The sequence below is a fragment of the Ascidiaceihabitans sp. genome, assembly GCF_039986515.1.
Classification (GTDB): Bacteria; Pseudomonadota; Alphaproteobacteria; order Rhodobacterales; family Rhodobacteraceae; genus Ascidiaceihabitans.
In genome coordinates this window covers 118,208-142,201 of sequence record NZ_JBDWQO010000003.1, presented here as the reverse complement: position 1 = coordinate 142,201, position 23,994 = coordinate 118,208, and the positions used below count along the sequence as shown (strand labels likewise).

The following is a 23,994-nucleotide window of genomic DNA, read 5'->3' as shown; positions in this document are numbered from 1 at the left end:
CCATACCTCCAGACGAAACCCAAAAGCGCATAGCGGTTGAGCGCGTTTCATTGCTGCGATAAGACGCTGAGGCACAGGGAGGAAAGTTGCGCAATGTCCAAGACCAGAGTTACCGATGAAGAGGCCTTGGCCTTCCACCTTGAACCGACGCCAGGCAAGTTCGAAATTTCGGCCACCGTTCCGATGACGACGCAACGCGATTTATCTTTGGCGTACTCACCCGGCGTTGCGGTGCCTTGTGTGGCTATCGCTGAAAATCCGGAGCTGGCCTACGACTATACCAACAAAGGCAATTTGGTTGCTGTTATTTCCAATGGCACAGCCGTCCTTGGATTGGGGAATTTGGGCGCATTAGGGTCAAAACCCGTGATGGAAGGCAAAGCAGTTTTGTTCAAACGCTTTGCGGATGTGAACAGCATCGACATCGAGTTGGACACCGAAGATCCGGACGAATTCTGTAAGGCAGTCAAGCTGATGGGGCCGACGTTCGGTGGCATCAACCTTGAGGACATCAAAGCGCCTGAATGCTTTATCATCGAACAGCGTCTGAAAGAGGAAATGGACATTCCGGTCTTTCATGACGATCAACACGGTACCGCTGTGATTTGCGCAGCGGGTTTGATCAACGCGCTGCATTTGTCGGGCAAAAAGATCGAAGACGTCAAAATTGTACTGAATGGCGCGGGTGCGGCTGGCATTGCGTGCCTCGAATTGTTGAAATCAATGGGTGCGCGTTACGACAATTGCATCATGTGCGACACCAAAGGTGTGATCTATCAAGGTCGCACCGAAGGCATGAACCAATGGAAATCAGCGCATGCGGTGAAAACAGAAGCGCGGTCTTTGGAAGATGCCATGAAGGATTGCGACGTGTTTCTTGGCGTGTCGGCCAAAGGCGCTGTCACCCCGGCGATGGTGGCCAGCATGGCGGACAACCCCGTCATTTTCGCAATGGCGAACCCCGATCCGGAAATCACCCCCGAAGAAGCGCATGAAGTTCGTATGGATGCGATTGTGGCCACTGGCCGCAGCGACTACCCGAACCAGGTGAACAATGTTTTGGGTTTCCCTTACTTGTTCCGTGGTGCTTTGGACATCAATGCCCGAGCCATCAACGATGAAATGAAGATCGCATGCGCCCACGCGTTGGCGCAATTGGCGCGTGAAGATGTGCCGGATGAAGTGGCGCTGGCATACGGTAAAAACCTGACATTCGGGCGTGACTATATCATTCCGACGCCTTTTGATCCGCGTCTAATCCACCGTATTCCGCCAGCTGTGGCGCGGGCGGGCATGAACACAGGTGCGGCACGCCGTCCTATCATCGATATGGATGCGTATGAGCTTTCACTGAAATCACGCATGGATCCAACAGCTAGTATTTTGCGGGGCCTGAATGCTCGGGCCCGCGCCGCACAAGCGCGTATGATTTTCGCAGAAGGCGACGATCCCAAGGTGCTACGTGCCGCTGTCATGTATCAGCGTTCCGGTTTGGGCAAAGCGCTGGTCGTGGGCCGCAAAGAAGACGTAAAAGCCAAGTTGGAAGAAGCGGGTCTTGGGGACGCTGTGCGCGAAATCGAAGTGGTGAACGCCGCGAATACCCCACACCTCGAGATGTATAAGACCTTTCTGTACAATCGGTTGCAACGCAAAGGGTTTGACGGGGCCGACATTCACCGCCTTGCCGCCCGTGACCGACATGTGTTTTCCGCGCTGATGTTGGCCCATGGTCATGGTGATGCGCTTGTCACGGGTGTAACGCGAAAGTCCGCCCATGTGTTGGAACGTATCAACCATGTTTTTGACGCTGACACAGAAAACGGGGCCGCAGGTATTACGGCGCTTTTGCACAAGGGTCGCATTGTGTTTATGGCGGATACGCTTGTGCATGAATGGCCGGATGAAAACGATTTGGCGAACATTGCAGAACGCGCCGCCGTGGTTGCAAAAGACATGGGGCTAGAGCCGCGCGTGGCTTTCGTAAGCTTCTCGACGTTTGGATACCCAGTTTCGGAACGTGCTGAAAAAATGCATTTGGCGCCAAAGGTTCTGGATCAGCGGGGCGTCGATTTCGAATACGAAGGCGAAATGACCGTTGATGTGGCTTTGAACGAAGTGACCCAGGCGCAGTACCCGTTTTCCCGTTTGACAGGTCCTGCGAATATCCTTGTCGTTCCGGCGCGACACTCTGCCAGCATTTCTGTGAAACTGATGCAGGAAATGGGGGGCGCTACGGTGATCGGCCCCATTCTGTCGGGTGTTGATGGATCCATTCAGATCTGTTCAACCAGTTCCACGGCAAATGACATCCTGAACATGGCTGTGTTGGCGGCCTGCAAGGTGGGCTGATGACAGTCTACAATCTGGGTTCGATCAATATTGATATGGTCTACCGGGTGTCGCACCTTCCCAAACCTGGCGAAACATTGGCGGCTGGCCGTTTCAGTCAGGGTTTGGGTGGCAAAGGGGCGAATATGTCCGTCGCTGCTGCGCGCGGTGCGGCCCATGTCCGACATATCGGTGCCGTCGGGCCTGACGGGCGCTGGGCGGCGGATCGGCTTTTGGAGTATGGGATCGATACGACCCATATTACCACCAGCGTTGAGGCGACGGGCCACGCGGTGATCTACGTCGATGATGCGGCTGAAAACGTGATTGTTCTGTGGCCGGGTGCCAACGGCGTTATCGACGAAAACCAGATAGGCACAGCACTGTCCGAGGCTAGCCCCGGCGACATACTGATCATGCAGAATGAAACATCCGGACAAGTCTTGGCCGCACGGATGGCACGGGATTTAGGGGTGCGTGTGGTCTATGCCGCAGCACCTTTTGACGTGGATGCGGTGCAGGCTGTGCTGCCCTTTGTTGATATGCTTGTGATGAACGAAGTCGAAGCGGCGCAGCTTGAAGGTGCCTTAGGCGTTAAAATTCCGGACCTAGACGTGGATGATGTGATTGTGACACTTGGGGCAAAGGGATGCCGTTGGTATCAGAATTCTACCAAGTTAGAGACTGCTTTTGACGCAATTAGTGTTGATCCTGTGGACACCACGGGTGCTGGTGACACGTTTACCGGATATGTCATAGCGGGACTTGATCGCGGTATGCCCATGGCGCAGGCGATCGGACTGGCGACCCAAGCGGCGGCCTTGATGGTCACGCGACTTGGGGCGGCAGATGTTATTCCTGACCTTAAAGACATTCAGGATATGAAGCTGGGTTAACCGCCGACAAAAGGTGCCGCCGACCCCCAAAGTTGTTTGACGCGTTGGTCACGACCACATGCGTTGCGGTAGGCTTTGTATGCCTTGGATTGTTTCTTCGGGCCAAAACGTGTCAGCACAATTTTTGAGCCTTTGTAGTAATTTTGATGGGATGCGTCGGCTGGATAGAACTTTGATGCGCCAACAACGGGCGTCACGACGCTTTGGCCCAATGCTGCGGCTGCATCGGCTTTGGCTTTCTCGGCGGCAGACTTTTGCGCAGGCCCATTTGCGAAAATGGCAGTGCGGTAACTGGCGCCTCGATCACAAAACTGGCCGCCAGCGTCTGTTGGGTCAACAGAACGGAAGAACTTTGCAAGAAGGACATCGCGGGACACAACGCTTGGGTCAAAGATGATTTGCACCGCTTCGTAGTGGCCTGTTTTGCCACCTGTGACCTGTTTGTAGGTGGGATTTGCCGTTTTGCCGCCAGTAAATCCGGAAATCGCTTCCTTAACGCCTTTGACGCTTTCAAAGTCTGACTCAACACACCAAAAACATCCCCCGGCAACAGTCAGGGTTTCCGTTTCCGCTGCATGTGACGTTTTGGATTGTGCAAAAACGCCCAGCGCGATCATCAAAGCCAATGCGAATGGTTTAGCAGTTTGAACGAAGGTCATAGGGTTCTCCTTTTGACGTCAGGATCACGCACTCTGTTGCGTTGCTCAATACACAGCATTGAGAGGTCACAGGTCAGTGAAAGCTGTTACAAATTCGTGCTTCGTTTTATGGTGCGCAAAACGGGGGGATATGATGCCAAAAACCATTCGCATTGCCATGTGGTCCGGGCCGCGTAATTTGTCGACAGCGATGATGTACAGCTTTGGGGCGCGCACAGATTGTCATGTTATGGACGAACCCTTTTACGCAGCTTATCTGGCAACGACTGGCCTGAGCCATCCAATGCGCGACGCCATATTAAAGTCGCAACCCGTTGATCCAAAAACAGTCGAAATGTCTTTGTTAGAGCCTGTTTCAGTACCGTTTTCGTACCAAAAGCACATGACACAACATATGATCCCAGACATGCCACGCACTTGGATGCGCGATGTGGTCAACGTATTTTTGATCCGCCACCCTGCGCGTGTTGTGGCAAGTTATGCAGCCAAACGCGAAGGGCCTGTATTGGACGATATCGGTTTTGTTCAGCAGGCTGAATTGTACGACCACGCGCAGTCTTTGGGGCAAAATCCGATTGTGATTGATTCAGCAGATATTCGCCGTGATCCCGCGACAAAGATGAAACAATTGTGCGCGGAGGTTGACCTGCCTTGGGATCCGAAAATGCTGAGCTGGCCTAAGGGTGGTCATGCCGCAGACGGTGTTTGGGCGTCTCACTGGTATGGGGCGGTGCATGGATCATCGGGGTTTGCGGGTGCGGAAGGCCCATTGCCCGATCTCAGCCCAGAGTATCAAGAGATCGTGGCGCAAGCCTTGCCGTATTACGACCGGCTTGCTGCCGTTAAGATTTGATCAGGATGTACGCCGTTTGCGTGCGGCCAAAAGTTTCAGACGCAGAGCATTCAGCTGGATAAACCCGGCTGCATCTTTTTGGTCATACGCGCCTGCGTCGTCTTCAAAGGTGACATGCGCTTCGGAATAAAGCGAATAATCAGACCAACGCCCCACTGTGCGCGCCAAGCCTTTGTACAACTTCAAGCGGACGGTGCCGGTGACGTGTTCCTGACTTTTGTCGATCATAGCTTGCAGCATTTCACGCTCTGGTGAGAACCAGAAACCATTATAGATCAGTTCGGCGTATTTTGGCATCAGCTCATCTTTAAGGTGGGCCGCGCCCCGATCCAGAGTGATGGATTCGATGCCGCGGTGCGCTTCCAAAAGCACTGTGCCGCCGGGGGTTTCGTAGATGCCGCGTGATTTCATACCGACAAAGCGGCCTTCGACCAGATCAAGGCGGCCAATACCGTGTTTGCCACCCAATTCGTTCAGTTTGGTCAGGATGGTTGCAGGCGACATGGCTTCGCCGTTGATGGAAACTGCGTCGCCTTTTTCGAAACCGATTTCGATGAATTCAGGCTGATCTGGCGCGTCTTCGGGGTTCACAGTACGCTGGTAGACGTAATCGGGTGCGTCAACGGCCGGGTCTTCCAGAACCTTGCCTTCGGACGAAGTGTGCAACAGGTTCGCATCCACGCTGAAGGGTGCTTCACCGCGTTTGTCCTTGGCGATTGGGATTTGGTTTTTCTCTGCGAAATCAAGCAGCTTGGTGCGGCTGGACAAATCCCATTCACGCCATGGTGCGATGACTTTGATGTCGGGGTTCAACGCATAGGCTGCCAATTCGAAGCGGACCTGATCGTTGCCCTTACCGGTCGCGCCGTGGGACACTGCATCTGCGCCTTCGGCCTCTGCAATTTCGACCAACCGCTTGGAAATCAAAGGTCGCGCGATGGACGTGCCCAACAGGTACAACCCTTCGTAAAGAGCGTTGGCGCGGAACATCGGGAACACGAAATCGCGTACGAATTCTTCACGCAGATCTTCGATGTAGATCGCCGAAGCACCCATCAATTCGGCTTTTGCGCGCGCTGGCTCAAGTTCTTCGCCCTGACCCAAATCTGCGGTGAAGGTCACAACCTCACAACCGTATTCAGTTTGCAGCCATTTCAGAATGATGGAAGTATCTAGGCCGCCGGAGTAGGCAAGAACGACTTTTTTAGGCGCGGACATCTGCAGTTTCCCTCTGTGTGGTTCGTGGCGGGCGATACCGCGTTTTTCTATGTGGGGCAAGATGCAGCCCCGCGTTGACGGCATGAAGTGCAACCTCTACCTCGGTTGTATCTGCTTGAAGGGTGCTTCCATGACCAATGATCAATTTGTTTCTGCCGCGCAGGCTGCCGAACGTGCGATGCGCGATGTGTTTCCTGAAACGCCTTTGATGCGCAATGATCATTTGTCAAAAAAGTATGGTGCCGATATCTGGTTGAAGCGCGAAGATTTAAGCCCGGTGCGATCTTACAAATTGCGCGGTGCCTTTAATGCGATGCGCAAGGTGATTGATCGCCACGATACTTTTGTTTGCGCAAGTGCTGGAAATCATGCGCAGGGCGTCGCGTTTATGTGTCGTCATTTCGGCGTGCGTGGTGTGGTTTTCATGCCTGTTACAACGCCGGCCCAAAAGGTTCAGAAAACTGCAATGTTCGGTGGATCGTTTGTCGAGATAAAACTGATCGGCGATTATTTTGACGATACCCTGGCGTCGGCGCAGGCGTATTGCACGGACCATAGCGCACATTTTTTGTCGCCCTTTGACGATGAAGATGTGATCGAAGGGCAGGCGTCCGTAGCGGTTGAGATAGAGCGCCAATTGGGGCGTGTTCCGGAGCACCTGGTTTTACCTGTAGGTGGCGGTGGATTATCTTCTGCATGCTATAGTTACTATGCGGGTGCGTGTGATTATACGTTTGTCGAACCCACTGGCGCACCCAGTTTGGCGCGTGCTTTGGAAACGGGTGCGCCAACAGATGTGTCGCCGATCGATAGCTTTGTTGATGGGGCTGCCGTTGCGAAGATAGGCGCACGGACATTCGAGCGCCTGAAATCCGTACCGCGTGATAGCGTGATGCATTTGCCAGAAGATCGCATTTGCATGACAATCACCGAGATGCTGAATGTCGAGGGTATCGTTTTGGAACCTGCCGGCGCCTTGTCCATCGAGGCGCTGGGCGATTTGCAAGAGGACATTGCGGGCAAGACCGTTGTCTGCGTTGCATCAGGCGGAAACTTCGATTTTGAACGCCTGCCTGAAGTGAAGGAACGGGCCCAACGCTACGCAAGTCTAAAGAAATACTTCATTCTGCGGCTGCCACAACGCCCCGGTGCGCTGAAAGATTTCCTTGATTATCTTGGGCCATCCGACAACATCACACGGTTCGAGTATCTGAAGAAGTCTGCCAGAAACTTCGGATCTGTTCTAATTGGAATCGAAACGGATGATCCAGAAAACTTCGTGCAGTTTTTCGAAAATCTGGATCGTGCTGGCTTGACCTACACAGATATCACAAACAACGAAACGCTGGCGCAATTTGTGATTTGATCAATGCAAAACCTGGGGCAGATCGGTGACAAAGGCTATCTTGGACACCGCATAACATTCGACAACCTTGCTTAAGTTTATCTCATCCCCCCGTCCTTCAGCGGCACGCAGTTCACCGTCTTGGCACAGGGCTGAAAATTCTGAAAAGCCCAGGTTCATGGCGCTGCCCTTTAAAAAATGCAGGTCATTTTCCAGCTCATTCACGTCCGCGTCCTGCTTTAAGCGCGTGACGACTTCTTCTACTTCTTCTAGAAAAAGTTCCACGACTTCGTCAAAATCCTCGGGCCCGACGTCAGCACGAAGAGATTTCACCTGGCTCCAGTCAATCATTTGCAGTCTCCGCTTTGGGTTTGGCACAGCAATGCCACAGGGTTGCTTAATCAACCGTAAGTTAAACTCAACTGGATAGACGCAATTTTAGCTTTCATGGGTCGTTAAGGTCAGTCGATTAGCCAATGGATATCCGAGTTTGTGAAAGTGAGTCTGATGCCGCTTCCTGCATCGAAAATCGAACCTGAAAAGCCGCAAAACGAACATAGCATCAATCGCCATGTTCTGATTGTGGACGATAGCCGTCTGCAGCGAAAGATATTAACCAGTTCAGTAAAGCGCTGGGGGTTTCGTGTTACCGAAGCCGATAGTGGCGACAAGGCCTTGGAATTGTGCCGTGAATCTGCGCCGGATATTATTTTAAGCGATTGGATGATGCCGGGCATGAACGGCTTGGAATTTTGCGACGCATTTCGCAAGCTGCCAGGTGAAAGTTACGGCTATTTTATTCTGCTGACGTCAAAAAGCGAAAAGGGCGAAGTGGCACAGGGTTTGCAAGCCGGTGCTGATGATTTTCTGACAAAGCCTGTCAACGCACATGAACTGCGTGCGCGCATATCAGCAGGTGAACGAATTTTGGATATGCAGCATGAGCTGACAGAGAAAAATAGACTGATTTCAGACACGCTAGCAGAATTACAACGTGTGTATGACTCGCTGGATAGCGATTTGCTTGAAGCAAAAAAATTACAGCAGTCTTTGGTGCGTGAACGCCAAAAAACTTTCGATACGGCTGAGTTGTCATTGATGTTGCGTTCAAGCGGACATGTGGGCGGTGACCTTGTCGGGTTTTTTCCTGGGCAACCGGGGCATTTGGGACTTTATGCAATCGATGTTTCTGGCCACGGCATCAGCTCTGCCTTGATGACCGCGCGATTGGCTGGCTACTTATCCGCGACCGCACCTGACCAAAATGTAGCGCTGCGTCGGCAAAGTGATGGAAGCTATAAGTTTCGTAAACCAAGCTGCGTGATCGAGGAATTGAACAACCTTGTTCTGGATGAAATGGACACGGAACACTATTTCACGCTTTTGCTTGCAGACGTAAATCTGGAAACAGGGCATATGCTTGTCAGTCAGGCTGGGCATCCACATCCAGCTGTTCAGCGCCGGGACGGCACCGTTGAACAGAACGGGACGGGCGGTTTTCCTGTGGGTCTTATGTCTGGCATCACTTTCGAAGATTTCGAGATACAGCTTAAGCCGGGTGATCGTGTTTTGATGTTGTCCGATGGCGTTACGGAGTGTCCAAATCAGGAAGGCGATATGCTTGAAGAATCCGGTTTAGAGAAAATGATGAACGATATGAAAGACATGTCGGGTCAAAAGTTTTTTGATGCCATGATGTGGAATTTGGGCGCTTTTTCAGGGCTGGATGAATTTCCTGACGATATTTCGGGCATCCTGTTTGAATTTTCTGGTCATAAAATCCCGTAGTGTTGTTTGACAAACATCTGATCGCCAACATTGCCCAGCATTTGGGCGGCTTCCTCGGGATGCATAACCATAGTGATATGATCAGGTTCGATAGGGTCACAAATTTGGCGGACAGGTGTCGCAACGTACACGTGGCATAGTTTTTCGGCCCACATATCGTATTCGGGCATATGCACAAATCTGCGAAATGCACCCAGACGTCTTGGGCGTGCAATGGACCAGCCGATTTCTTCGCGAACTTCCCGGTACAGCGCCTGCAAAGAGGTTTCGCCAGGATCAACCCCGCCACCGGGCAGTTGAAACTCTAATGCGCCGTTGGTTTGTGCCGTCAGCAAAACACGTTGCTTCAAAGGCAAAATTGCATAAACGCCGGGTCGCAACCTGTAGCTTTGGGACTTCAAAGGTGGTTCACCCACACGTCGGATCATTGCAGTTGCCCCTCTTTTTGTTTTGAACTTCGATGCTATATAGCTCCGATATGCCAATCAGAGGCGCATAAGGAAACCCCAATGACCCTTGGACACCAGATCGCGTGGGACGACACCGTCCTGCCATTTCAGCTTGATACATCCGACATTCGCGGCCGCGTTGCCCGTTTGGACGGCGTGCTGGACGGCGTTTTAAAGCAACACAATTACCCACCTGCCATTGAAGCGCTTGTGGCGGAAATGGCGTTGCTGACTGCGTTGATCGGCCAGACTGTCAAGTTGCGTTGGAAGTTGTCGTTGCAGGTGCAAGCCAAGGGTGCGGTGCGTATGATTGCCACCGATTACTACGGCCCCGAAAAAGAGGGCGAACCTGCCCGTATCCGCGCCTATGCCACCTATGACGCAGACCTGCTGACCGATGCTGCCCCCTTCGACCAGATTGGGGAAGGGTATTTCGCAATCATGATTGACCAAGGCAAAGGGATGCAACCGTACCAAGGCATTACTCCGTTGGATGGTGGATCGCTGGCGGCCTGTGCTGCGGCCTATTTTGCGCAGTCCGAGCAGCTGCCGACACGTTTCGCGCTAAGCTATGGCAAGTCCACGCAGCCGGGTGTGTCTGAACATTGGCGCGCCGGCGGCATTATGGTTCAGCATATGCCCAAAGCCTCGCCTTTGATGGCGAAAGGGGAAGGGTCTGGCGACGTTTTGCAAGCATCTGACCTGCTGGAACATGATGCGGAAGAAAACTGGAACCGCGTGAATGTCTTGATGGACACCGTAGAAGAAATGGAGCTGATCGGCCCGACCGTGCCACCCAACGATTTGTTGGTGCGCCTGTTCCACGAAGAACAGCCACGCGTCTACGACACGCAACCGATCCGTTTTGGATGCACATGTTCCGAGGATCGCGTGCGCCAAAGCCTGTCCATCTATTCAGCGGGTGACATCGCGACGATGACAACAGAAGACGGTCGCGTCACAGCAGACTGCCAATTCTGTGGGGCGCATTACGATCTTGATCCCGCGACCGTAGGGTTCGAGGCTGAAAAGGACGCGCGTGACTGATCTGATTGCTCAGATACGCGCGGCGCTTGTGGATGGGGGTGATGGATCATCTGATTTTGATCTTAACCCTGAATTTACGCAGCCTAATGGCCGTGTTTTGCGTCCTGCAAGTGTTCTTGCCCCAATTATTGTGCGGGGTGGCACGTATTATCTGATCCTGACCAAGCGGTCGTCGGCCCTGAAGCATCATCCGGGCCAGATTGCGTTTCCGGGCGGCAAACAGGATGACACGGATGCAGACTTGATTGCGACGGCTCTTCGTGAAGCGCGTGAGGAAATCGGCCTGCCCTCTGATCTGGTCGAGGTCCTTGGCATTTTGCCGCCCCATGAAACAGTAACGGGGTTCAAGGTTACGCCAGTGATCGGATTGGTCACAGCCGAATTTGACATCGTTGCCGAACCCGGCGAAGTCGAAGAAGTATTTTTTGTCCCGCTGTCTCACGTATTGAATGTGGACAGTTTCGCGGTGCAATCGCGACGCTGGCGTGGTCAACGCCGTGCTTATTTCGCAGTGCCGTTTGGCCCGTATTACATTTGGGGCGCCACCGCGCGGATGCTGCGGGCCTGGGCGGATCGTATGCCATGAAACTGGCGCCGGATACGCAATGGTTGGCCGATCCTGTCACACAGAGTGTCTGTGGGATCATAGAGAACGCAGGCTTCGACATTTTCTTTGTCGGGGGCTGTGTGCGCAACGCGGTCATGGGGGAGGATATCAGCGACATTGATCTTTCGACCAACGCACGGCCCGAAAAGGTTATGCAACTGGCCCGTGACGCAGGGCTGAAAGCTATTCCGACGGGTATCGATCATGGCACCGTCACGGTTGTGGCTGATGGTGAGCCGTATGAAATAACAACCTTTCGCCGCGATGTTGAAACCGATGGCAGGCGTGCCGTGGTGACATTTTCTGACAGTATAGAAGATGATGCCAGGCGGCGCGACTTTACCATGAATGCGCTTTATGCGCGTCCCGATGGAACCGTTGTTGATCCGTTGGGGGGCGCTTTGGATGCGACCCACCGTCGGGTTCGCTTTATTGAAAATGCCAGTCTTCGCATCCGCGAAGATTATCTGCGCACCCTGCGCTACTTTAGGTTTGTCGCATGGTATGCTGCTGCGGATGCGGGGTTTGATACGGACGCTTTGGATGCAATTGCCTCCAATCTTGACGGGTTGGAACGGTTGTCAGCAGAACGGGTCGGCGCAGAAATTCTAAAACTGCTGTCCGCCCCAAACCCGGCACCGGCCGTAGCGGCCATGCGTCAAACGGGTGTTTTGCTTCAGATATTGCCGGGTGCAGATGACCGTTGGCTGGCGCCTTTGGTTCACATGGAAACCCTGCTGGACGTGCCACCAGACCCCATTCGCCGCTTGGCGGTTCTGGGCGGAGAGGACATGCCGCGACGTTTGCGATTGTCCAAAGCCCAAGCCAACGCTTTGGCGGTCTTGATAGACGGCATGTCTGGCACCCAGTCGCCTGCGGCACTTGGGTATTTACAGGGTGCGGAAACCGCGCTGGGCATCGTTGCCTTACGTTCGGCGTTGTTTGAAACGCCGCCTGCATTGGACACCGCGACGCAGGTTCAGGTAGGAGTGGATGCGGTTTTTCCAATCGTTTCCGCCGATTTGACACCCGATTTTCAAGGCAAAGCTTTGGGTGATCGTTTGAAGGCCCTAAAGCATGACTGGATCATGTCTGGCTTCACCAAAACGAAGGATGACCTTTTAGGGTGACTTTTGCGCACAGCTGGCGTATGACAAAAGCACAACACCGGAGGTTTGCAACATGTATCGTGGGATTTGGCTACACCGTATTTGATCGGCACCAAACCCTTTTGGATGGCTTGATCGCATCATCATCCAACACATGTTCTACCTAAAATACTGGCGTTCTTCCGATGTTTAAATTCTTCGAAAACCTTGTCGACCCTTACGTGTCCTATGCTGAAACGGACACTCCGCCCACAAAGCTGTGGCCGTTTTTGCGCGAATATTCAAAACCGTTCAAAACTGTTTTCATCCTAACTGCGATCATGTCGATTGTTGTGGCCGCGGTTGAGGTTGGCCTGATCTATTACATGGGTCGCGTAGTCGATGTTCTGGGCGGTGAACCCGATCAGGTGTGGGCAGACTACGGCACGGAATTCATCGTTATGGCGGTGTTTATATTGGTGCTGCGCCCCGTGCTGCAGGTACTGGATGTGGCGCTTTTGAACAACGCAATTTTGCCGAACTTTGGCACTCTGATCCGGTGGCGCGCACATAAGCATGTGTTGCGGCAATCCGTGGGCTGGTTTGAAAACGACTTTGCGGGGCGCATTGCCAACCGTATCATGCAAACGCCGCCGGCGGCAGGAGAAGTCGTATTTCAAGTTTTTGACGCGATTTCCTTTTCGCTGGCCTACATGATTGGTGCCGCGATTTTACTAAGCACCTCGGACCCCCGATTGTTGCTTCCATTGCTTGGATGGTTTGTGCTGTACGCGCTTTTGATCAAGTGGACGGTCAAACGTGTAGGCCCTGCGTCGCAAGCCGCGTCTGATGCGCGGTCTACCGTGACGGGCCGTGTGGTGGACGCCTATTCCAACATCCATTCCGTCAAAATGTTTGCCCACCACAACCGTGAAATCGACTATGCAAAAGACGCGATTGAGAAAACGCGACTGACCTTTCAAAAGGAAATGCGCATCTTCACCGTGATGGATGTGATGTTGGTGTCCTTGAATGGTTTGTTGATTGTTGGCGTTGTTGGTTGGGCCATTGCGCTTTGGGTTCAAGGGTCTACCAGCGTCGGTGTTGTTGCTGCGGCAACTGCGCTGACCTTGCGTTTGAACGCTATGACAGGCTGGATTATGTGGGCGCTGACGTCGTTTTTCCGTCAGCTTGGGGTCGTCGCCGAAGGGATGGAAACCATCGCACAACCGATCACTTTGGTGGATGTGCCGGACGCACAGCCTTTGGCATTGGAAAATGGCCGGATCGAAATGCGGGGTCTGACCCACCACTATGGTCGAGAAACGGGTGGCATCGAAGCCATGGATCTGGTGATTGAGCCTGGTCAGAAAATAGGATTGATCGGGCGGTCAGGCGCTGGCAAATCCACCTTGGTAAAGCTGTTGCTGCGCTTTTATGATCCCGATGCCGGACAAATCTTGATGGACGGGCAGGATATTTCAAAAATCACCCAAGACAGTCTGCGTTTGAACATCGGTATGGTGCAGCAGGAAAGCTCTTTGTTGCACCGGTCGGTGCGTGACAATCTTTTGTATGGCAAACCCGACGCCACTGAGGAAGATATCATTGCCGCGGCCAAACAAGCCGAAGCGCATGATTTCATCCTTGGGCTGGAAGATCCCGAAGGGCGTCAAGGCTATGACGCGCAAGTCGGTGAACGCGGCGTCAAGCTGTCGGGTGGGCAACGGCAGCGTGTGACGCTGGCGCGTGTTGTTTTGAAAAATGCGCCAATCTTGCTGCTGGACGAAGCCACCAGTGCCTTGGACAGTGAAGTCGAGGCCGCCATTCAGGACACGCTTTATGGTATGATGCAGGGCAAAACCGTGATCGCGATTGCCCACCGTTTGTCCACCATCGCCCAGATGGACCGCATTCTTGTCCTGGATGGGGGACAGATTGTCGAAGACGGCGATCATGACGCGCTTTTGGCGCAAGATGGCCTATATGCTGAATTCTGGGCGCGCCAATCCGGCGGGTTCCTGAAAACAGAGGCTGCTGAATGATGCGTTTCCCCGATATTGGCAATTGGATCAATTCCTTCCAGCCCGCCGATGGCCCACCCCCACAAGAACTGGGTGCATTCATGCGCTGGTGCTTGGCGGGATCATGGCCCGCGTTGTGGTTGGCCGCGTTCTTGTCTGCGTTGGCGGGATCGATGGAAACGGTTACCGCGTTGATCCTCGGCAAGGTCATTGACGCCACGGCGCTTGGCCCCAGCGGCTTCTTTGAGGGCTCAAACCTGTGGATTGTCATTGCCGCTGTTGCGTTCTTTTTGCTGATCCGCCCCGTGGCTTTCGGGCTGTCGGCGGCGTCCAATTCGATCACCGTGCAACCCAATGTGAACCCTTTGGTGTTGTCGCGCTTGCACCGTTGGACGCTGGGCCAGAACGTCACATTTTTCGATGACGACTTTGCGGGCCGCATCGCGCAAAAGCAGATGCAATGCGCACGCGCCGTTACGGATGTCGCGTCCGAGGTGATCAATGTTGTCGCTTTTGCCTTGGCGTCGCTTGCGGGGTCGGTGATCTTGCTGCTGGCAATTGATTGGCGGGTGGCCTTGGGATTTGGCGTTTGGCTGATCCTGTATTTCGCCCTGATCAACTGGTACTTGCCGCGTGTGCGTGTGCGGTCTGCCAAACGGGCGGGGGCCCGGGCGATGGTGTCGGGGCAGGTTGTTGATACGATCACCAACATCAAAACCGTAAAGCTGTTTGCCCACGCGGATCATGAAGACCGTGCAGCGCTGGGCGCGATGCAGACGTTTCGTGAAACCTCGCTTAGTTTCGGGCGATTGTCTGCGGCGTTCCGCTTTGCCTTGATGACCTTGGCGGGACTGTTGCCGGTGATCATGCTGGGCGGCACGGTTTTGATCTGGCAAGCGGGTCAAGCCACGCCCGGTGATATTGTGGCGGCGGGTGCCGTGTCCATTCGCATCGCACAAATGACGGGTTGGGTCAGCTTCACGCTGATGCAGATCTACGCCAACATAGGCGAGATCGAGGACGGGATGCGCACCCTGACCCCGCGTGTGCGTGTTGACGATGTTGATGGGGCCCAAGCCTTGCAGGTGCCGCAGGGTGAAATTGCGTTGAAAAACCTAAGCTTTGCGTATGGGCGTGAGAAAGGCGGCATTTCCGACATCAATCTGACAATCAAACCGGGTGAAAAGCTTGGCATCGTGGGTGCGTCAGGCGCGGGCAAATCCACGTTGGTATCGCTTTTGTTGCGGCTTTATGATCCCGAAGAAGGGCGTATAGAAATTGACGGGTCCGATACACGGCAAGTGACACAAGAAAGCCTGCGCCGTGCGATTGCCATGGTCACGCAAGAGACGGCGATGTTTAACCGTTCGGCGCGCGAAAACATTCTTTATGGACGTCCCGACGCGGACGAAGCGGCCCTGATCGAGGCGGCGGAAAAGGCCGAAGCGCATGGGTTCATTCAAGATTTGCAAGACCACAAAGGGCGGCAAGGATATCAGGCACATCTGGGAGAACGGGGTGTCAAATTGTCGGGGGGCCAGCGCCAGCGCATTGCTTTGGCCCGTGCCATTGTCAAAGACGCACCGATTTTGGTGTTGGATGAAGCGACAAGTGCACTGGACAGCGAAGTCGAAGCTTCCATTCAAACTGCGCTTGAACGGGTGATGGAAGGCAAAACGGTTCTGGCCATTGCGCACCGTTTGTCGACGCTTACGGAAATGGATCGCATCATCGTTATGGACCAAGGGCGCATCATCGAAGCGGGGTCTCATGATGAATTGCTGGCCAAAGACGGGCTGTATGCCAGCTATTGGCAGCGACAGTCCGGCGGCTTCATTCGGACGCAAGCTGCACAATAGGCCTTTTTTCTTGGGGCATAGCGCTGTAATCGCAGCCCATGAGTGAACATAAAATTATACGCCTTGGCCATCACGGTGATGGAATTGCCGAAGGCCCTGTCTTTGCGCCCATGACATTGCCCGGTGAACTGGTCAGTGGCACCGTTGATGGAACGGCTTTGAAGGATGTGCGGATTGTCACGCCATCCTCGGATCGTGTCGCTGCACCATGTCGCCATTTCAAGGCATGCGGCGGATGCCAGTTGCAGCATGCGAATGATGATTTCGTGGCGCAATGGAAAGCAGACGTGGTGCGCCATGCTTTGTCTGCACATGATTTATCGCCTGACATCCGCGAGACGATTACATCGCCCGCCCAGTCGCGACAGCGCGCAACTTTGGCAGTCAAGCGCACCAAAAGTGGTGCGATGGTGGGGTTTCATGGCCGTGCCAGCGATACACTTGTCGAAGTGCCAGAATGTCAGCTGATCGACCCAAAGATCAAAGCGTCTTTTGGTATTCTTAAGGAATTGGCCATCATCGGGGCCAGCCGCAAGGCGCCATTGGCTGCGACGGTGACGGTTTCTTTGGATGGTTTGGATGTGTCGGTTCAGGGCGGTAAACCGTTGGACGGGCCGCTACGCGCGGGTTTGGCGCAGCTGTGTGATGCCACGGGTTTGACGCGTCTGACATGGGGCGATGAGGTGGTCGCGATGCGCACCCCGCCGCGCCACGCGTTCGGTTCGGCGTTTGTTGCACCACCTGCAGGCACGTTTTTGCAAGCCACCGCGCACGGGGCACATGCCCTGCAAACGTTGGTGCGTGAAGCAGTGGGGTCTGCGAAACGTGTCGCGGATCTTTTTGCAGGGTGCGGAACATTTTCGCTGCCACTGGCAGAACGCTCAGAGGTGCATGCCGTTGAAGGTGACAAAGGCATGATCGCCGCCCTTGATCATGGATGGCGGTTTGCGACCGGCCTAAAGCCGATCACGCATGAAGTGCGCGATCTGTTTCGGCGCCCGTTGCTGCCTGATGAATTGAAGCGCTTTGAGGCTGTGGTTCTTGATCCGCCCCGGGCGGGTGCCGCGGATCAAGTGGCCGAGATATTGAAAGCCGACGTTCCGGTTCTGGCCTATGTATCTTGCAACCCTGTCACCTTTGCGCGTGACGCCGCACAATTGGCAGGCGCGGGCTACGTTTTGGAATGGGTGCAACCCGTCGACCAGTTCCGTTGGTCATCGCATGTTGAATTGGCGTCCAGATTTGTGAAGACCTAAGCCATCACACATTGGTGACGCGCTGTGTTTTTTCTATCCAAAAATGGCGGTTCGATGATAAACACGCGAAAAATGAGTATGGGCAGAGTACGATTGACATGAAACGCAGGCATTTGCTTACAACCGGAACAGCCGCTTTGGCGCTGGCTGGTTGTGCGACCAAATCGAAGTTCCAGCGCTACAACGGGCCTGAGGTGACATATGTCATCGTGAACAAGGGCGCCCGCGAGATGTTCTTGTTGCACAATCAAAAGATAATGAAGCAATACAGGATCGACTTGGGGTTTGCCCCGATTGGCGACAAATTCTATGAAGGTGACGGCAAAACGCCTGAAGGCACCTATCTGATTGACCGCCGCAACCCGAACAGCAAATTCCATCTGTCTTTGGGTATCTCGTATCCGAACGCCCATGATATTGCCCAAGCCCGCGCGTTGGGCAAGCCGCCGGGCGGCGACATCTTTATCCACGGCGAATCCAAGCCTTGGAAACTTGGCAAAAACGATTGGACGTGGGGGTGTATCGCCGTTCCAAACGAAGAGATGGAAAAAATCTACGCCATGGTGAAGAACGGAACGCCGATACGGATCAACGCCTGATTGCAGGCGTTAGATCCTTATCCTGTTGTGCCGACAATCGTTTCCGCTTGATCGTCTGTTGCGGTGTCTTCGGGATTGTCGACCCGATCTGGCACCAGACGTGATGCGGATGGGTTCGCGGATGGAATCAGCGGCGTGCTGGATGGGTTGCCCATGATCATGGTCCACCAGATTTTACCGTTTGATTCCTGATGCCATGAAAACCCCATGTCTTGTGCATTTGTAGACATGATGGTGCGACGTGTGTCGGGCTGTTCGATCCAAGCCCCTAGTGTTTCAAGCTCTGTTTCGTAGCTTTCAGAGATGTTTTCACCCACAAGCTGGCCTGTGTATCCCACGCGCTGAACACGGTCGATGGGGGATGAACCGTCTGATCCGAAGTGCCACGGACGGTTTTGTGCAGCCATATCACGAGAATGTGTCGCGGCCGCCGCGTTCAGCTTGGGATTAAGCGTGACCGGGGCCACGCCTTGGGCCTGACGCAAGGCATTGACCGAATCAAGCATACGGAATTGCAGTTTTCCGGCATCGTTTCGACCAATTTTGTATACTTTTGACAATGGCTTACCATCTGTACCGGCCGTTGGTGTTGCGGGCTGGCAAGCGGCAAGTGCAACCACAGCGGCTGTCATAAGTGCGGTTAATCTGACCATTTTTGGCTCCACTGAAAAAACATGTTATATCCGCATAGCGTGGCCCGCGTTGCATTTCAAACGCACATCGGCGTGAGCCTGCGAAATGACGCTTGTTTGATTTGCGACTGCGTCTTTGGCGCAATAAAAGCGTCGGTAAAGCAGTATTTATCAGCTATGGAGAGGCTTCAATGTCCAAAAAGCTATTCGAAACACCGACCCGTCGCGCCTTTTTGGCGGGGTCCGCCGCCCTGATCGGTGCGCCTGCGCTGGCCCAAAGCAACGTTCCAGCCGGTCAAGCAGAGCGTGATCCGGCGTTGTCCGTGCGTCGCAACATTTCCAGCTTTCGCACGCTAGACTGGCAGCCGTATTTCACGAACCTGCGCAAGGGTGCCATTCTGGTCGATATCGACAGCCGCGCCGTGCACTACTGGAACGAAGATCAAACGATCTACAAACTGTACCCTTCCAGTGTCCCGTTGACCGACGATCTGACGCGCCGCGGCCGCACGCAGGTTGTGCTGAAAGACCCGAAACCCGATTGGCGCCCGACGCCGTCGATGAAAAAGCGCAACCCTGAATGGCCAGACTACATTGGGCCAGGTTCGGACAACCCGCTTGGCACACGGTCTATGCACCTCAGCTGGACGTACTACCGTATTCACGGCACGCATGACACACGCAAGATCGGGCGTAAGTCTTCAAACGGGTGCATCGGGCTTTACAACGAACACGTGGAAGAGCTGTACGAGATGGCCAAAGTGGGCACGCAAGTGTTGCTTATTTGACGACATTGGGGCTTGACTGACGGTCTCCCGTCTAAACTGCATTTGCAATCACCGCAAATTGCTGATTAGAAACAGACACGAAGTTAAGTCTTGGGTGTGCATCGGCGCTGTTGCTGATGTGCTATTTCTGGAGGTCAAAATGAAAAAATTCGTACTCGCAGCTGCTCTGACAGCCGCAGCGTCCACAGCTTTTGCTGGCGCCCCTGCCGATCCAATCATCGAAGCACCTGTCATCATCGAAGAAGCTGGTTCTTCTTCCGGTGGCATCGTTCTTCCATTGATCCTGCTTGCCGTTGTTGCAGCAGCTTTGGCAGACTAAGCTACAGTCGATTTCGACTATCAAAAGGCGGTGCAGCAATGCTCCGCCTTTTTTGCGTTCTGTTTTGGGCGTTTGATCGAATTTTACCCAATTGTCATGAGAACCATTTGCCGTTTAGACTGTTGTACACACAATAGAGCGGTCCGGCGCTGTTGCCGGTTCTGCCATCTGGAGGGACTAATGAAGAAAATCGCACTTGCAACTGCAGTCACATTCGCAGCATCCACAGCTTTCGCTGGCGCACCGGCTGATCCAATCATCGAAGCACCTGTCATTATCGAAGAAGCTGGTTCTTCTTCCGGTGGCATCGTTCTGCCGCTGATCTTGCTGGCAGTTGTTGCAGCGGCACTGGCCGACTAAAGCGACCCTTACAGTTTCTGCGTTGGGCGGTACCGCAGCGTGCCGCCCTTTTGCGTTTGCCGCTATAGCCACCCTTTAAGGTTTTTATCGATCACGCCAGACAGCGCTTTGATATGGGCGTCATCATCGTTCAGGCACGGGATATAGGTGAAGTGTTCGCCGCCTGCCTCTTCAAAGCTTTCTTTGATCTCTTCGTTGATCTCTTCCAGCGTTTCGATGCAATCGGCGGAAAATGCTGGCGCACAGACCGCGATGTTCTTTTTACCAGCCTCGGCCAAACGGGCGACTTCCTCGACGGTGTAGGGTTGCAGCCATTCTTCAGGGCCGAACTTCGATTGGAAGGTGGTTTTGATTTCGGTGTCTGCCCAACCCAAACGTTCCTTCAACAGGCGCGTCGTTTTCTGGCATTGGCAATGGTACGGATCGCCTTCCATCAAGTAGCGGATCGGCACGCCGTGGTAGGAACACACCAGAATATCGGGGCGCGTTTCAAGGTTTGCGTAGGCGCGTTCGATGGATTGTGCCAATGCGTCAATGTAGGTTTCATCAGCAAAATAAGGTTCGACTGTGCGTGACGTCGGCTGCCATTTTTCCTTCATCAAGGCACGAAAGAATTCATCGTTGGCTGTGGCTGACGTGGCGCCCGCGTAATGGGGGTACAACGGGAAGAACAGGATCTTTTGGCATCCGGCCTCTGTCATGGCCCGAACTTTGGATTTGGTCGACGGGTTACCGTAGCGCATGCAAAAATCGACCATAACCTGATCGCCGTAGCGCTCTTGCATTTCGGCTTTGATCTTTTTGGTCTGTGCTTTTGTGATCGTCATTAACGGGCTTTCGCCGTCTTCTTCGTTCCAGATCGATTTGTAGGCCGCACCCGATGAAAACGGCCGTTTCGTCAAGATGACCAGCTGCAACAAAGGCTGCCAGATCCAGGCCGAATAATCGATGACCCGTTTATCTGACAAAAATTCGTTCAGATAGCGCCGCATTGACCAATAGTCATAGTTGTCTGGCGTTCCGAGGTTCGAGAGCAAAATGCCGACACGGGGGGCGGCCACTTTGGGGTGGTCGGCTTCGGCGTGTGCTGGGCGTGTGGCGGTAGGGGTCGCGTCGAGCATTATAGGTCCGATCAATGGGTGTTATGGCTCAAATAAACGCTTTTGCTCTCAGGTCAATCTGGCAGCCTGTTTTCGTCGGTCCCCAACGCGTCTGCCAACCGTGCTTCAGCTGATCCGGGGCGCAGTGGTTTGGGTTGGCTTTCGTCGGGGGCCCAGCCCGTCAACATCACGATTTCAAAGGTCGCAGCAATGCCGCCTTCAGGGGTTGGGTAGGTCTGTGCATAAAGTTCTGCAGCACGTTCAAAAACGCGACGATGTGTCGGAAAACGCAGACGTTCCTGCAAGGCGTTGGCTTCGCCCATGTGGCGCAAATCGTGCATCAGATGCCACAAATCGCGGTAGTTCACTGTCAACGGCAAAACGTCTGCCACAGGTAAGGCAAAGCCAGCCCTTTGTAGCAGACCACCCAAATCGCGCAGTTCCCCCATGGGGGCGATGCGGGGTGACAATCCGCCGCTGGTCTCGATCTCTGCCTGCCCCAGACAGGCGCGCAATTCGTGCAGAGTTTGCCCCCCGAAGGTGGCCGCCAGAAACAGACCGTCTTTTTGCAGGCTGCGTTTGCATTGAATGATCTGGCCCACAGGGTCATTTGCCCAGTGCAAAGCAAGTGTGTGGATCACAAGGTCGTGTGCGCCTACGCCCAACTCCAGCACGTCTTTGTCCGCGACGCTGTGGGCGTTTGGCATCAGTTTGCGCCACAGATTGGGGAAACCGCTGACCACTGCTGCGGAATTAAACGTCCTGTTAACCATATCCGCGCGATCCTGAAGATCATCGGCCACGGCTGCGTGCAAGAACATCGCGTCCGCTTGGGTTCGCGCCCGGCGCTGCGTAAGCGCGATAGAATCAGTAAGTGGTTTTGGTCCCGACATAAGGCACACATAGAATGGCACACCCCGCATTACAAACCACCTTGGCGCTGGTCTATCCGCCGCGCTGTTTGACATGCGGTGACCGTGTGGACAGCGATTTCGGTCTGTGCGGAACGTGTTGGCGTGATGTGGCATTTATTGGATCAAACGCCTGTGACGGATGCGGCGCACCCATTCTGGATGGTGAAGATATCGCACAGGGAGAGGCCCTAAAGTGTGACGATTGTTTAACGATTGCAAGACCTTGGCGTAAGGGTCGCGCGGCGTTGATCTACAAGGGAACAGGTCGCAAAATGATCCTTGCCCTAAAGCACGGTGACCGCCAAGAGGTCGTGCATCCTGCCAGTCTTTGGATGGCAAACGCTGTGCGCGATATTCTTGAACCCCGCACCTTGATCGCGCCGGTGCCGTTGCATTGGACGCGGCTGTTGAAGCGGCGGTTCAACCAGTCTGCGGCGCTGGCCAATGCAATGGCGCAACGCCTTGATGTGCCGTGTTGTCCCGACCTGTTGCAACGCTTCAAGCGGACCCGCAGCCTTGATGGCATGACCCGCGATGCGCGGTTCCGCCACCTGCAAGACGCCATCGCCCCACACCCCAAACACAGACACCGCATGGCGGGTCGTCCGGTTTTGTTGGTGGACGATGTGATGACGACAGGGGCGACTTTGGCCGCGTCCACACAGGCGTGTTACGATGCCGGTGCCAGTGACGTGTGCGTGGTCGCACTGGCGCGGGTCGTCAAAGATGCCTAAGTCTGGGTCAAATGGAATATGATCAAGGACACGACCTATGAAGCCTGTAGAAATTTACACGTCGCCGCTGTGCGGCTTTTGTCACGCAGCAAAACGCCTTTTGACCCAAAAGGGCGTCGCTTTCTCAGAAGTTGACGTTTTGGCCAACCCCGATCGCAAGCCCGAGATGATCAAACGTGCCGACGGCGGCCGCACAGTGCCGCAGATTTTTGTGGGCGATATGCATGTTGGCGGATGTGACGACCTTTATGCATTGGAGCGGGCAGGCAAACTCGACGCGTTGTTGGCGGCATGACGACAGGCGCTTTGGTGCAGATGAATGCCTCGGATGATCCGGGGCACAATCTGGCTGTGTTGCAGGGATACATCGCGTCAGCCGCCAAGCAAGGTGCTGATTTTGTTTTGACCCCTGAGGTCAGCAATTGTCTGTCTGTGTCGCGCGCCCGCCAAAGCGCTGTTTTGTCCCATCAAGACGATGATCTAACGCTGGCTGCTTTGCGGGACGCTGCAAAGACGCATGGCATTTGGGTGTTGATCGGATCGCTTGGCATCAAAACGGATGATCCGGATGGCCGCTTTGCCAACCGGTCATTCCTGATTTCGCCGGATGGCGCGATTGTGGCGCATTACGACAAGATACACATGTTCGATGTGGATGTGTCCCCGACCGAGACGTGGCGCGAAAGCGAAGGATACCGTCCCGGCACGCAGGCTGTGGTGGCGCAAACCCCGTTTGGCGGTATTGGCATGGCCATCTGCTATGACATGCGCTTTCCGCTCTTGGCCAACGCTTTGGCGCAGGGTGGTGCCCAAATCCTGACCTATCCCTCTGCCTTTACCCCTGCCACGGGTGCGGCGCATTGGCACAGTCTGTTGCGGGCGCGTGCGATCGAAACAGGGTGCTTTGTGATGGCGCCCGCCCAGACAGGGTTGCACCCAAGCACCTCGGACAAGACACGCAGCACATATGGCCATTCACTGGTTGTCTCGCCTTGGGGTGAGGTTATCCTTGATGCTGGCACCGATCCCGGTGTTTATGTATTTGAGTTCGATATGAACAATGTGGCCGATGCCCGCGCTAAGGTTCCTGCCTTACAAAATGAGCGGAGCTTCAACGGCCCCTAACCAAGT

General features: G+C 54.3%; 24 protein-coding genes and 1 pseudogene. 18 read left to right on the top strand and 7 right to left on the bottom strand.

The features are described from left to right. Positions 1 to 93: 93 nt before the first annotated feature. Both ABJL60_RS01075 and ABJL60_RS01070 read left to right on the top strand, forming a co-directional pair. Positions 94 to 2,349: an NADP-dependent malic enzyme gene (locus tag ABJL60_RS01075; protein ID WP_348285241.1), complete on the top strand. Its 2,256-nt coding sequence runs from the start codon at positions 94 to 96 to the stop codon at positions 2,347 to 2,349. Continuing rightward, positions 2,349 to 3,224, top strand: a complete 876-nt coding sequence (locus ABJL60_RS01070) for a ribokinase (RefSeq protein WP_348373426.1) — start codon at positions 2,349 to 2,351, stop codon at positions 3,222 to 3,224. Before ABJL60_RS01075 ends, ABJL60_RS01070 begins: the two co-directional genes overlap by 1 nt. Here ABJL60_RS01070 and msrA read toward each other — a convergent pair. After that, a complete protein-coding gene (gene msrA, locus ABJL60_RS01065) occupies positions 3,221 to 3,883 on the bottom strand; it encodes a peptide-methionine (S)-S-oxide reductase MsrA (RefSeq protein ID WP_348373425.1) in 663 nt (220 codons plus the stop codon). The two genes, ABJL60_RS01070 and msrA, sit on opposite strands and share 4 nt — an antisense overlap. 133 nt (positions 3,884 to 4,016) lie before the next feature. Here msrA and ABJL60_RS01060 point away from each other — a divergent pair, with 133 nt between their 5' ends. After that, the gene (locus tag ABJL60_RS01060) at positions 4,017 to 4,736 is read left to right on the top strand and encodes an HAD family hydrolase (protein WP_348373424.1); all 720 of its coding nucleotides are present in this window, start codon (positions 4,017 to 4,019) and stop codon (positions 4,734 to 4,736) included. Here ABJL60_RS01060 and ABJL60_RS01055 read toward each other — a convergent pair whose 3' ends face one another. Then, complete coding sequence (locus ABJL60_RS01055) at positions 4,737 to 5,954, bottom strand: argininosuccinate synthase (RefSeq protein WP_108826765.1); 1,218 nt, start codon at positions 5,952 to 5,954, stop codon at positions 4,737 to 4,739. 130 nt (positions 5,955 to 6,084) lie between these two features. On the opposite strand from ABJL60_RS01055, the gene ilvA reads away from it, so the two are divergent. After that, entirely contained in the window at positions 6,085 to 7,320 is a 1,236-nt protein-coding gene (ilvA, locus tag ABJL60_RS01050) for a threonine ammonia-lyase IlvA (RefSeq protein WP_348373423.1), read from the top strand. On the opposite strand, the gene ABJL60_RS01045 is transcribed toward ilvA, so the two are convergent. Continuing rightward, the gene (locus ABJL60_RS01045) at positions 7,321 to 7,650 is read right to left on the bottom strand and encodes an Hpt domain-containing protein (RefSeq protein ID WP_348285236.1); all 330 of its coding nucleotides are present in this window, start codon (positions 7,648 to 7,650) and stop codon (positions 7,321 to 7,323) included. 156 nt (positions 7,651 to 7,806) lie between these two features. On the opposite strand from ABJL60_RS01045, the gene ABJL60_RS01040 reads away from it, so the two are divergent. Beyond that, positions 7,807 to 9,087, top strand: a complete 1,281-nt coding sequence (locus tag ABJL60_RS01040; RefSeq protein ID WP_348285235.1) for a SpoIIE family protein phosphatase — start codon at positions 7,807 to 7,809, stop codon at positions 9,085 to 9,087. Here ABJL60_RS01040 and ABJL60_RS01035 read toward each other — a convergent pair. Next, positions 9,072 to 9,515, bottom strand: coding sequence for an NUDIX hydrolase (locus ABJL60_RS01035; protein WP_348285234.1), 444 nt, complete (start codon positions 9,513 to 9,515; stop codon positions 9,072 to 9,074). The genes ABJL60_RS01040 and ABJL60_RS01035 overlap by 16 nt on opposite strands. An 81-nt stretch (positions 9,516 to 9,596) precedes the next feature. On the opposite strand from ABJL60_RS01035, the gene ABJL60_RS01030 reads away from it, so the two are divergent. From ABJL60_RS01030 to ABJL60_RS01000, 7 genes are all read left to right on the top strand, one after another. Continuing rightward, positions 9,597 to 10,583, top strand: a complete 987-nt coding sequence (locus tag ABJL60_RS01030; protein WP_348285233.1) for an Hsp33 family molecular chaperone HslO — start codon at positions 9,597 to 9,599, stop codon at positions 10,581 to 10,583. After that, positions 10,576 to 11,169, top strand: a complete 594-nt coding sequence (locus tag ABJL60_RS01025; protein ID WP_348373422.1) for a CoA pyrophosphatase — start codon at positions 10,576 to 10,578, stop codon at positions 11,167 to 11,169. The genes ABJL60_RS01030 and ABJL60_RS01025 overlap by 8 nt, the downstream gene beginning before the upstream one ends. Then, positions 11,166 to 12,320 carry a CCA tRNA nucleotidyltransferase gene (locus ABJL60_RS01020; protein WP_348285231.1) on the top strand — a complete coding sequence of 385 codons (1,155 nt, stop codon included), beginning with the start codon at positions 11,166 to 11,168 and terminating at the stop codon, positions 12,318 to 12,320. Before ABJL60_RS01025 ends, ABJL60_RS01020 begins: the two co-directional genes overlap by 4 nt. Positions 12,321 to 12,484: 164 nt before the next feature. Continuing rightward, entirely contained in the window at positions 12,485 to 14,323 is a 1,839-nt protein-coding gene (locus ABJL60_RS01015) for an ABC transporter ATP-binding protein (RefSeq protein ID WP_348285230.1), read from the top strand. Next, the gene (locus tag ABJL60_RS01010) at positions 14,323 to 16,161 is read left to right on the top strand and encodes an ABC transporter ATP-binding protein (RefSeq protein ID WP_348373527.1); all 1,839 of its coding nucleotides are present in this window, start codon (positions 14,323 to 14,325) and stop codon (positions 16,159 to 16,161) included. The genes ABJL60_RS01015 and ABJL60_RS01010 overlap by 1 nt, the downstream gene beginning before the upstream one ends. Positions 16,162 to 16,199: 38 nt before the next feature. Further along, a complete protein-coding gene (locus tag ABJL60_RS01005; protein WP_348373421.1) occupies positions 16,200 to 17,417 on the top strand; it encodes a class I SAM-dependent RNA methyltransferase in 1,218 nt (405 codons plus the stop codon). 98 nt (positions 17,418 to 17,515) lie between these two features. Next, positions 17,516 to 18,016: a L,D-transpeptidase family protein gene (locus tag ABJL60_RS01000; protein ID WP_348373420.1), complete on the top strand. Its 501-nt coding sequence runs from the start codon at positions 17,516 to 17,518 to the stop codon at positions 18,014 to 18,016. 149 nt (positions 18,017 to 18,165) lie between these two features. Here ABJL60_RS01000 and ABJL60_RS00995 read toward each other — a convergent pair. Continuing rightward, positions 18,166 to 18,669, bottom strand: a pseudogene (locus tag ABJL60_RS00995) (CAP domain-containing protein); the annotation flags it as partial. A 170-nt stretch (positions 18,670 to 18,839) separates the two neighbouring features. On the opposite strand from ABJL60_RS00995, the gene ABJL60_RS00990 reads away from it, so the two are divergent. The 3 genes from ABJL60_RS00990 (at position 18,840) to ABJL60_RS00980 (ending at position 20,115) form a co-directional block, all read left to right on the top strand. Further along, positions 18,840 to 19,436, top strand: a complete 597-nt coding sequence (locus ABJL60_RS00990; protein WP_348291745.1) for a L,D-transpeptidase — start codon at positions 18,840 to 18,842, stop codon at positions 19,434 to 19,436. A 139-nt stretch (positions 19,437 to 19,575) separates the two neighbouring features. Beyond that, complete coding sequence (locus tag ABJL60_RS00985; protein WP_348291743.1) at positions 19,576 to 19,755, top strand: hypothetical protein; 180 nt, start codon at positions 19,576 to 19,578, stop codon at positions 19,753 to 19,755. A gap of 180 nt (positions 19,756 to 19,935) precedes the next feature. Continuing rightward, a complete protein-coding gene (locus ABJL60_RS00980; RefSeq protein ID WP_348291741.1) occupies positions 19,936 to 20,115 on the top strand; it encodes a hypothetical protein in 180 nt (59 codons plus the stop codon). A 62-nt stretch (positions 20,116 to 20,177) separates the two neighbouring features. Here ABJL60_RS00980 and hemH read toward each other — a convergent pair whose 3' ends face one another. Together hemH and ABJL60_RS00970 are read right to left on the bottom strand one after the other, a co-directional pair. After that, complete coding sequence (gene hemH, locus ABJL60_RS00975) at positions 20,178 to 21,236, bottom strand: ferrochelatase (protein ID WP_348373419.1); 1,059 nt, start codon at positions 21,234 to 21,236, stop codon at positions 20,178 to 20,180. Between the two features lie 53 nt (positions 21,237 to 21,289). Then, on the bottom strand, positions 21,290 to 22,108 hold the full coding sequence (locus ABJL60_RS00970) for an SAM-dependent methyltransferase (RefSeq protein WP_348291760.1): 819 nt from the start codon (positions 22,106 to 22,108) through the stop codon (positions 21,290 to 21,292). Positions 22,109 to 22,122: 14 nt separating this feature from the next. Here ABJL60_RS00970 and ABJL60_RS00965 point away from each other — a divergent pair, with 14 nt between their 5' ends. Genes ABJL60_RS00965 through ABJL60_RS00955 form a run of 3 tightly spaced genes read left to right on the top strand, consistent with a single transcriptional unit; the run spans position 22,123 to position 23,988 of the window. Continuing rightward, entirely contained in the window at positions 22,123 to 22,863 is a 741-nt protein-coding gene (locus ABJL60_RS00965) for a ComF family protein (RefSeq protein WP_348373418.1), read from the top strand. A gap of 37 nt (positions 22,864 to 22,900) precedes the next feature. Further along, the gene (gene grxC, locus ABJL60_RS00960; RefSeq protein WP_348373417.1) at positions 22,901 to 23,158 is read left to right on the top strand and encodes a glutaredoxin 3; all 258 of its coding nucleotides are present in this window, start codon (positions 22,901 to 22,903) and stop codon (positions 23,156 to 23,158) included. Continuing rightward, a complete protein-coding gene (locus ABJL60_RS00955; RefSeq protein WP_348373416.1) occupies positions 23,155 to 23,988 on the top strand; it encodes a carbon-nitrogen hydrolase family protein in 834 nt (277 codons plus the stop codon). The genes grxC and ABJL60_RS00955 overlap by 4 nt, the downstream gene beginning before the upstream one ends. Positions 23,989 to 23,994: the final 6 nt, after the last annotated feature.

Excerpts from the sequence above, each read along its gene's own strand:
- ABJL60_RS00970 (WP_348291760.1), bottom strand. The coding sequence starts at position 22,108 with ATGTCGGGACCAAAACCACTTACTGATTCTATCGCGCTTACGCAGCGC.
- grxC (WP_348373417.1), top strand. The coding sequence starts at position 22,901 with ATGAAGCCTGTAGAAATTTACACGTCGCCGCTGTGCGGCTTTTGTCAC.
- ABJL60_RS01045 (WP_348285236.1), bottom strand. The coding sequence starts at position 7,650 with ATGATTGACTGGAGCCAGGTGAAATCTCTTCGTGCTGACGTCGGGCCC.
- ilvA (WP_348373423.1), top strand. The coding sequence starts at position 6,085 with ATGACCAATGATCAATTTGTTTCTGCCGCGCAGGCTGCCGAACGTGCG.
- ABJL60_RS01030 (WP_348285233.1), top strand. The coding sequence starts at position 9,597 with ATGACCCTTGGACACCAGATCGCGTGGGACGACACCGTCCTGCCATTT.
- ABJL60_RS00965 (WP_348373418.1), top strand. The coding sequence starts at position 22,123 with ATGGCACACCCCGCATTACAAACCACCTTGGCGCTGGTCTATCCGCCG.
- ABJL60_RS01020 (WP_348285231.1), top strand. The coding sequence starts at position 11,166 with ATGAAACTGGCGCCGGATACGCAATGGTTGGCCGATCCTGTCACACAG.
- msrA (WP_348373425.1), bottom strand. The coding sequence starts at position 3,883 with ATGACCTTCGTTCAAACTGCTAAACCATTCGCATTGGCTTTGATGATC.
- ABJL60_RS00985 (WP_348291743.1), top strand. The coding sequence starts at position 19,576 with ATGAAAAAATTCGTACTCGCAGCTGCTCTGACAGCCGCAGCGTCCACA.
- ABJL60_RS01070 (WP_348373426.1), top strand. The coding sequence starts at position 2,349 with ATGACAGTCTACAATCTGGGTTCGATCAATATTGATATGGTCTACCGG.
- ABJL60_RS01005 (WP_348373421.1), top strand. The coding sequence starts at position 16,200 with ATGAGTGAACATAAAATTATACGCCTTGGCCATCACGGTGATGGAATT.
- ABJL60_RS01055 (WP_108826765.1), bottom strand. The coding sequence starts at position 5,954 with ATGTCCGCGCCTAAAAAAGTCGTTCTTGCCTACTCCGGCGGCCTAGAT.
- ABJL60_RS01035 (WP_348285234.1), bottom strand. The coding sequence starts at position 9,515 with ATGATCCGACGTGTGGGTGAACCACCTTTGAAGTCCCAAAGCTACAGG.
- ABJL60_RS01000 (WP_348373420.1), top strand. The coding sequence starts at position 17,516 with ATGAAACGCAGGCATTTGCTTACAACCGGAACAGCCGCTTTGGCGCTG.
- ABJL60_RS00990 (WP_348291745.1), top strand. The coding sequence starts at position 18,840 with ATGTCCAAAAAGCTATTCGAAACACCGACCCGTCGCGCCTTTTTGGCG.
- ABJL60_RS01060 (WP_348373424.1), top strand. The coding sequence starts at position 4,017 with ATGCCAAAAACCATTCGCATTGCCATGTGGTCCGGGCCGCGTAATTTG.
- hemH (WP_348373419.1), bottom strand. The coding sequence starts at position 21,236 with ATGCTCGACGCGACCCCTACCGCCACACGCCCAGCACACGCCGAAGCC.
- ABJL60_RS00980 (WP_348291741.1), top strand. The coding sequence starts at position 19,936 with ATGAAGAAAATCGCACTTGCAACTGCAGTCACATTCGCAGCATCCACA.
- ABJL60_RS01015 (WP_348285230.1), top strand. The coding sequence starts at position 12,485 with ATGTTTAAATTCTTCGAAAACCTTGTCGACCCTTACGTGTCCTATGCT.
- ABJL60_RS01040 (WP_348285235.1), top strand. The coding sequence starts at position 7,807 with ATGCCGCTTCCTGCATCGAAAATCGAACCTGAAAAGCCGCAAAACGAA.
- ABJL60_RS01010 (WP_348373527.1), top strand. The coding sequence starts at position 14,323 with ATGCGTTTCCCCGATATTGGCAATTGGATCAATTCCTTCCAGCCCGCC.
- ABJL60_RS01075 (WP_348285241.1), top strand. The coding sequence starts at position 94 with ATGTCCAAGACCAGAGTTACCGATGAAGAGGCCTTGGCCTTCCACCTT.
- ABJL60_RS00955 (WP_348373416.1), top strand. The coding sequence starts at position 23,155 with ATGACGACAGGCGCTTTGGTGCAGATGAATGCCTCGGATGATCCGGGG.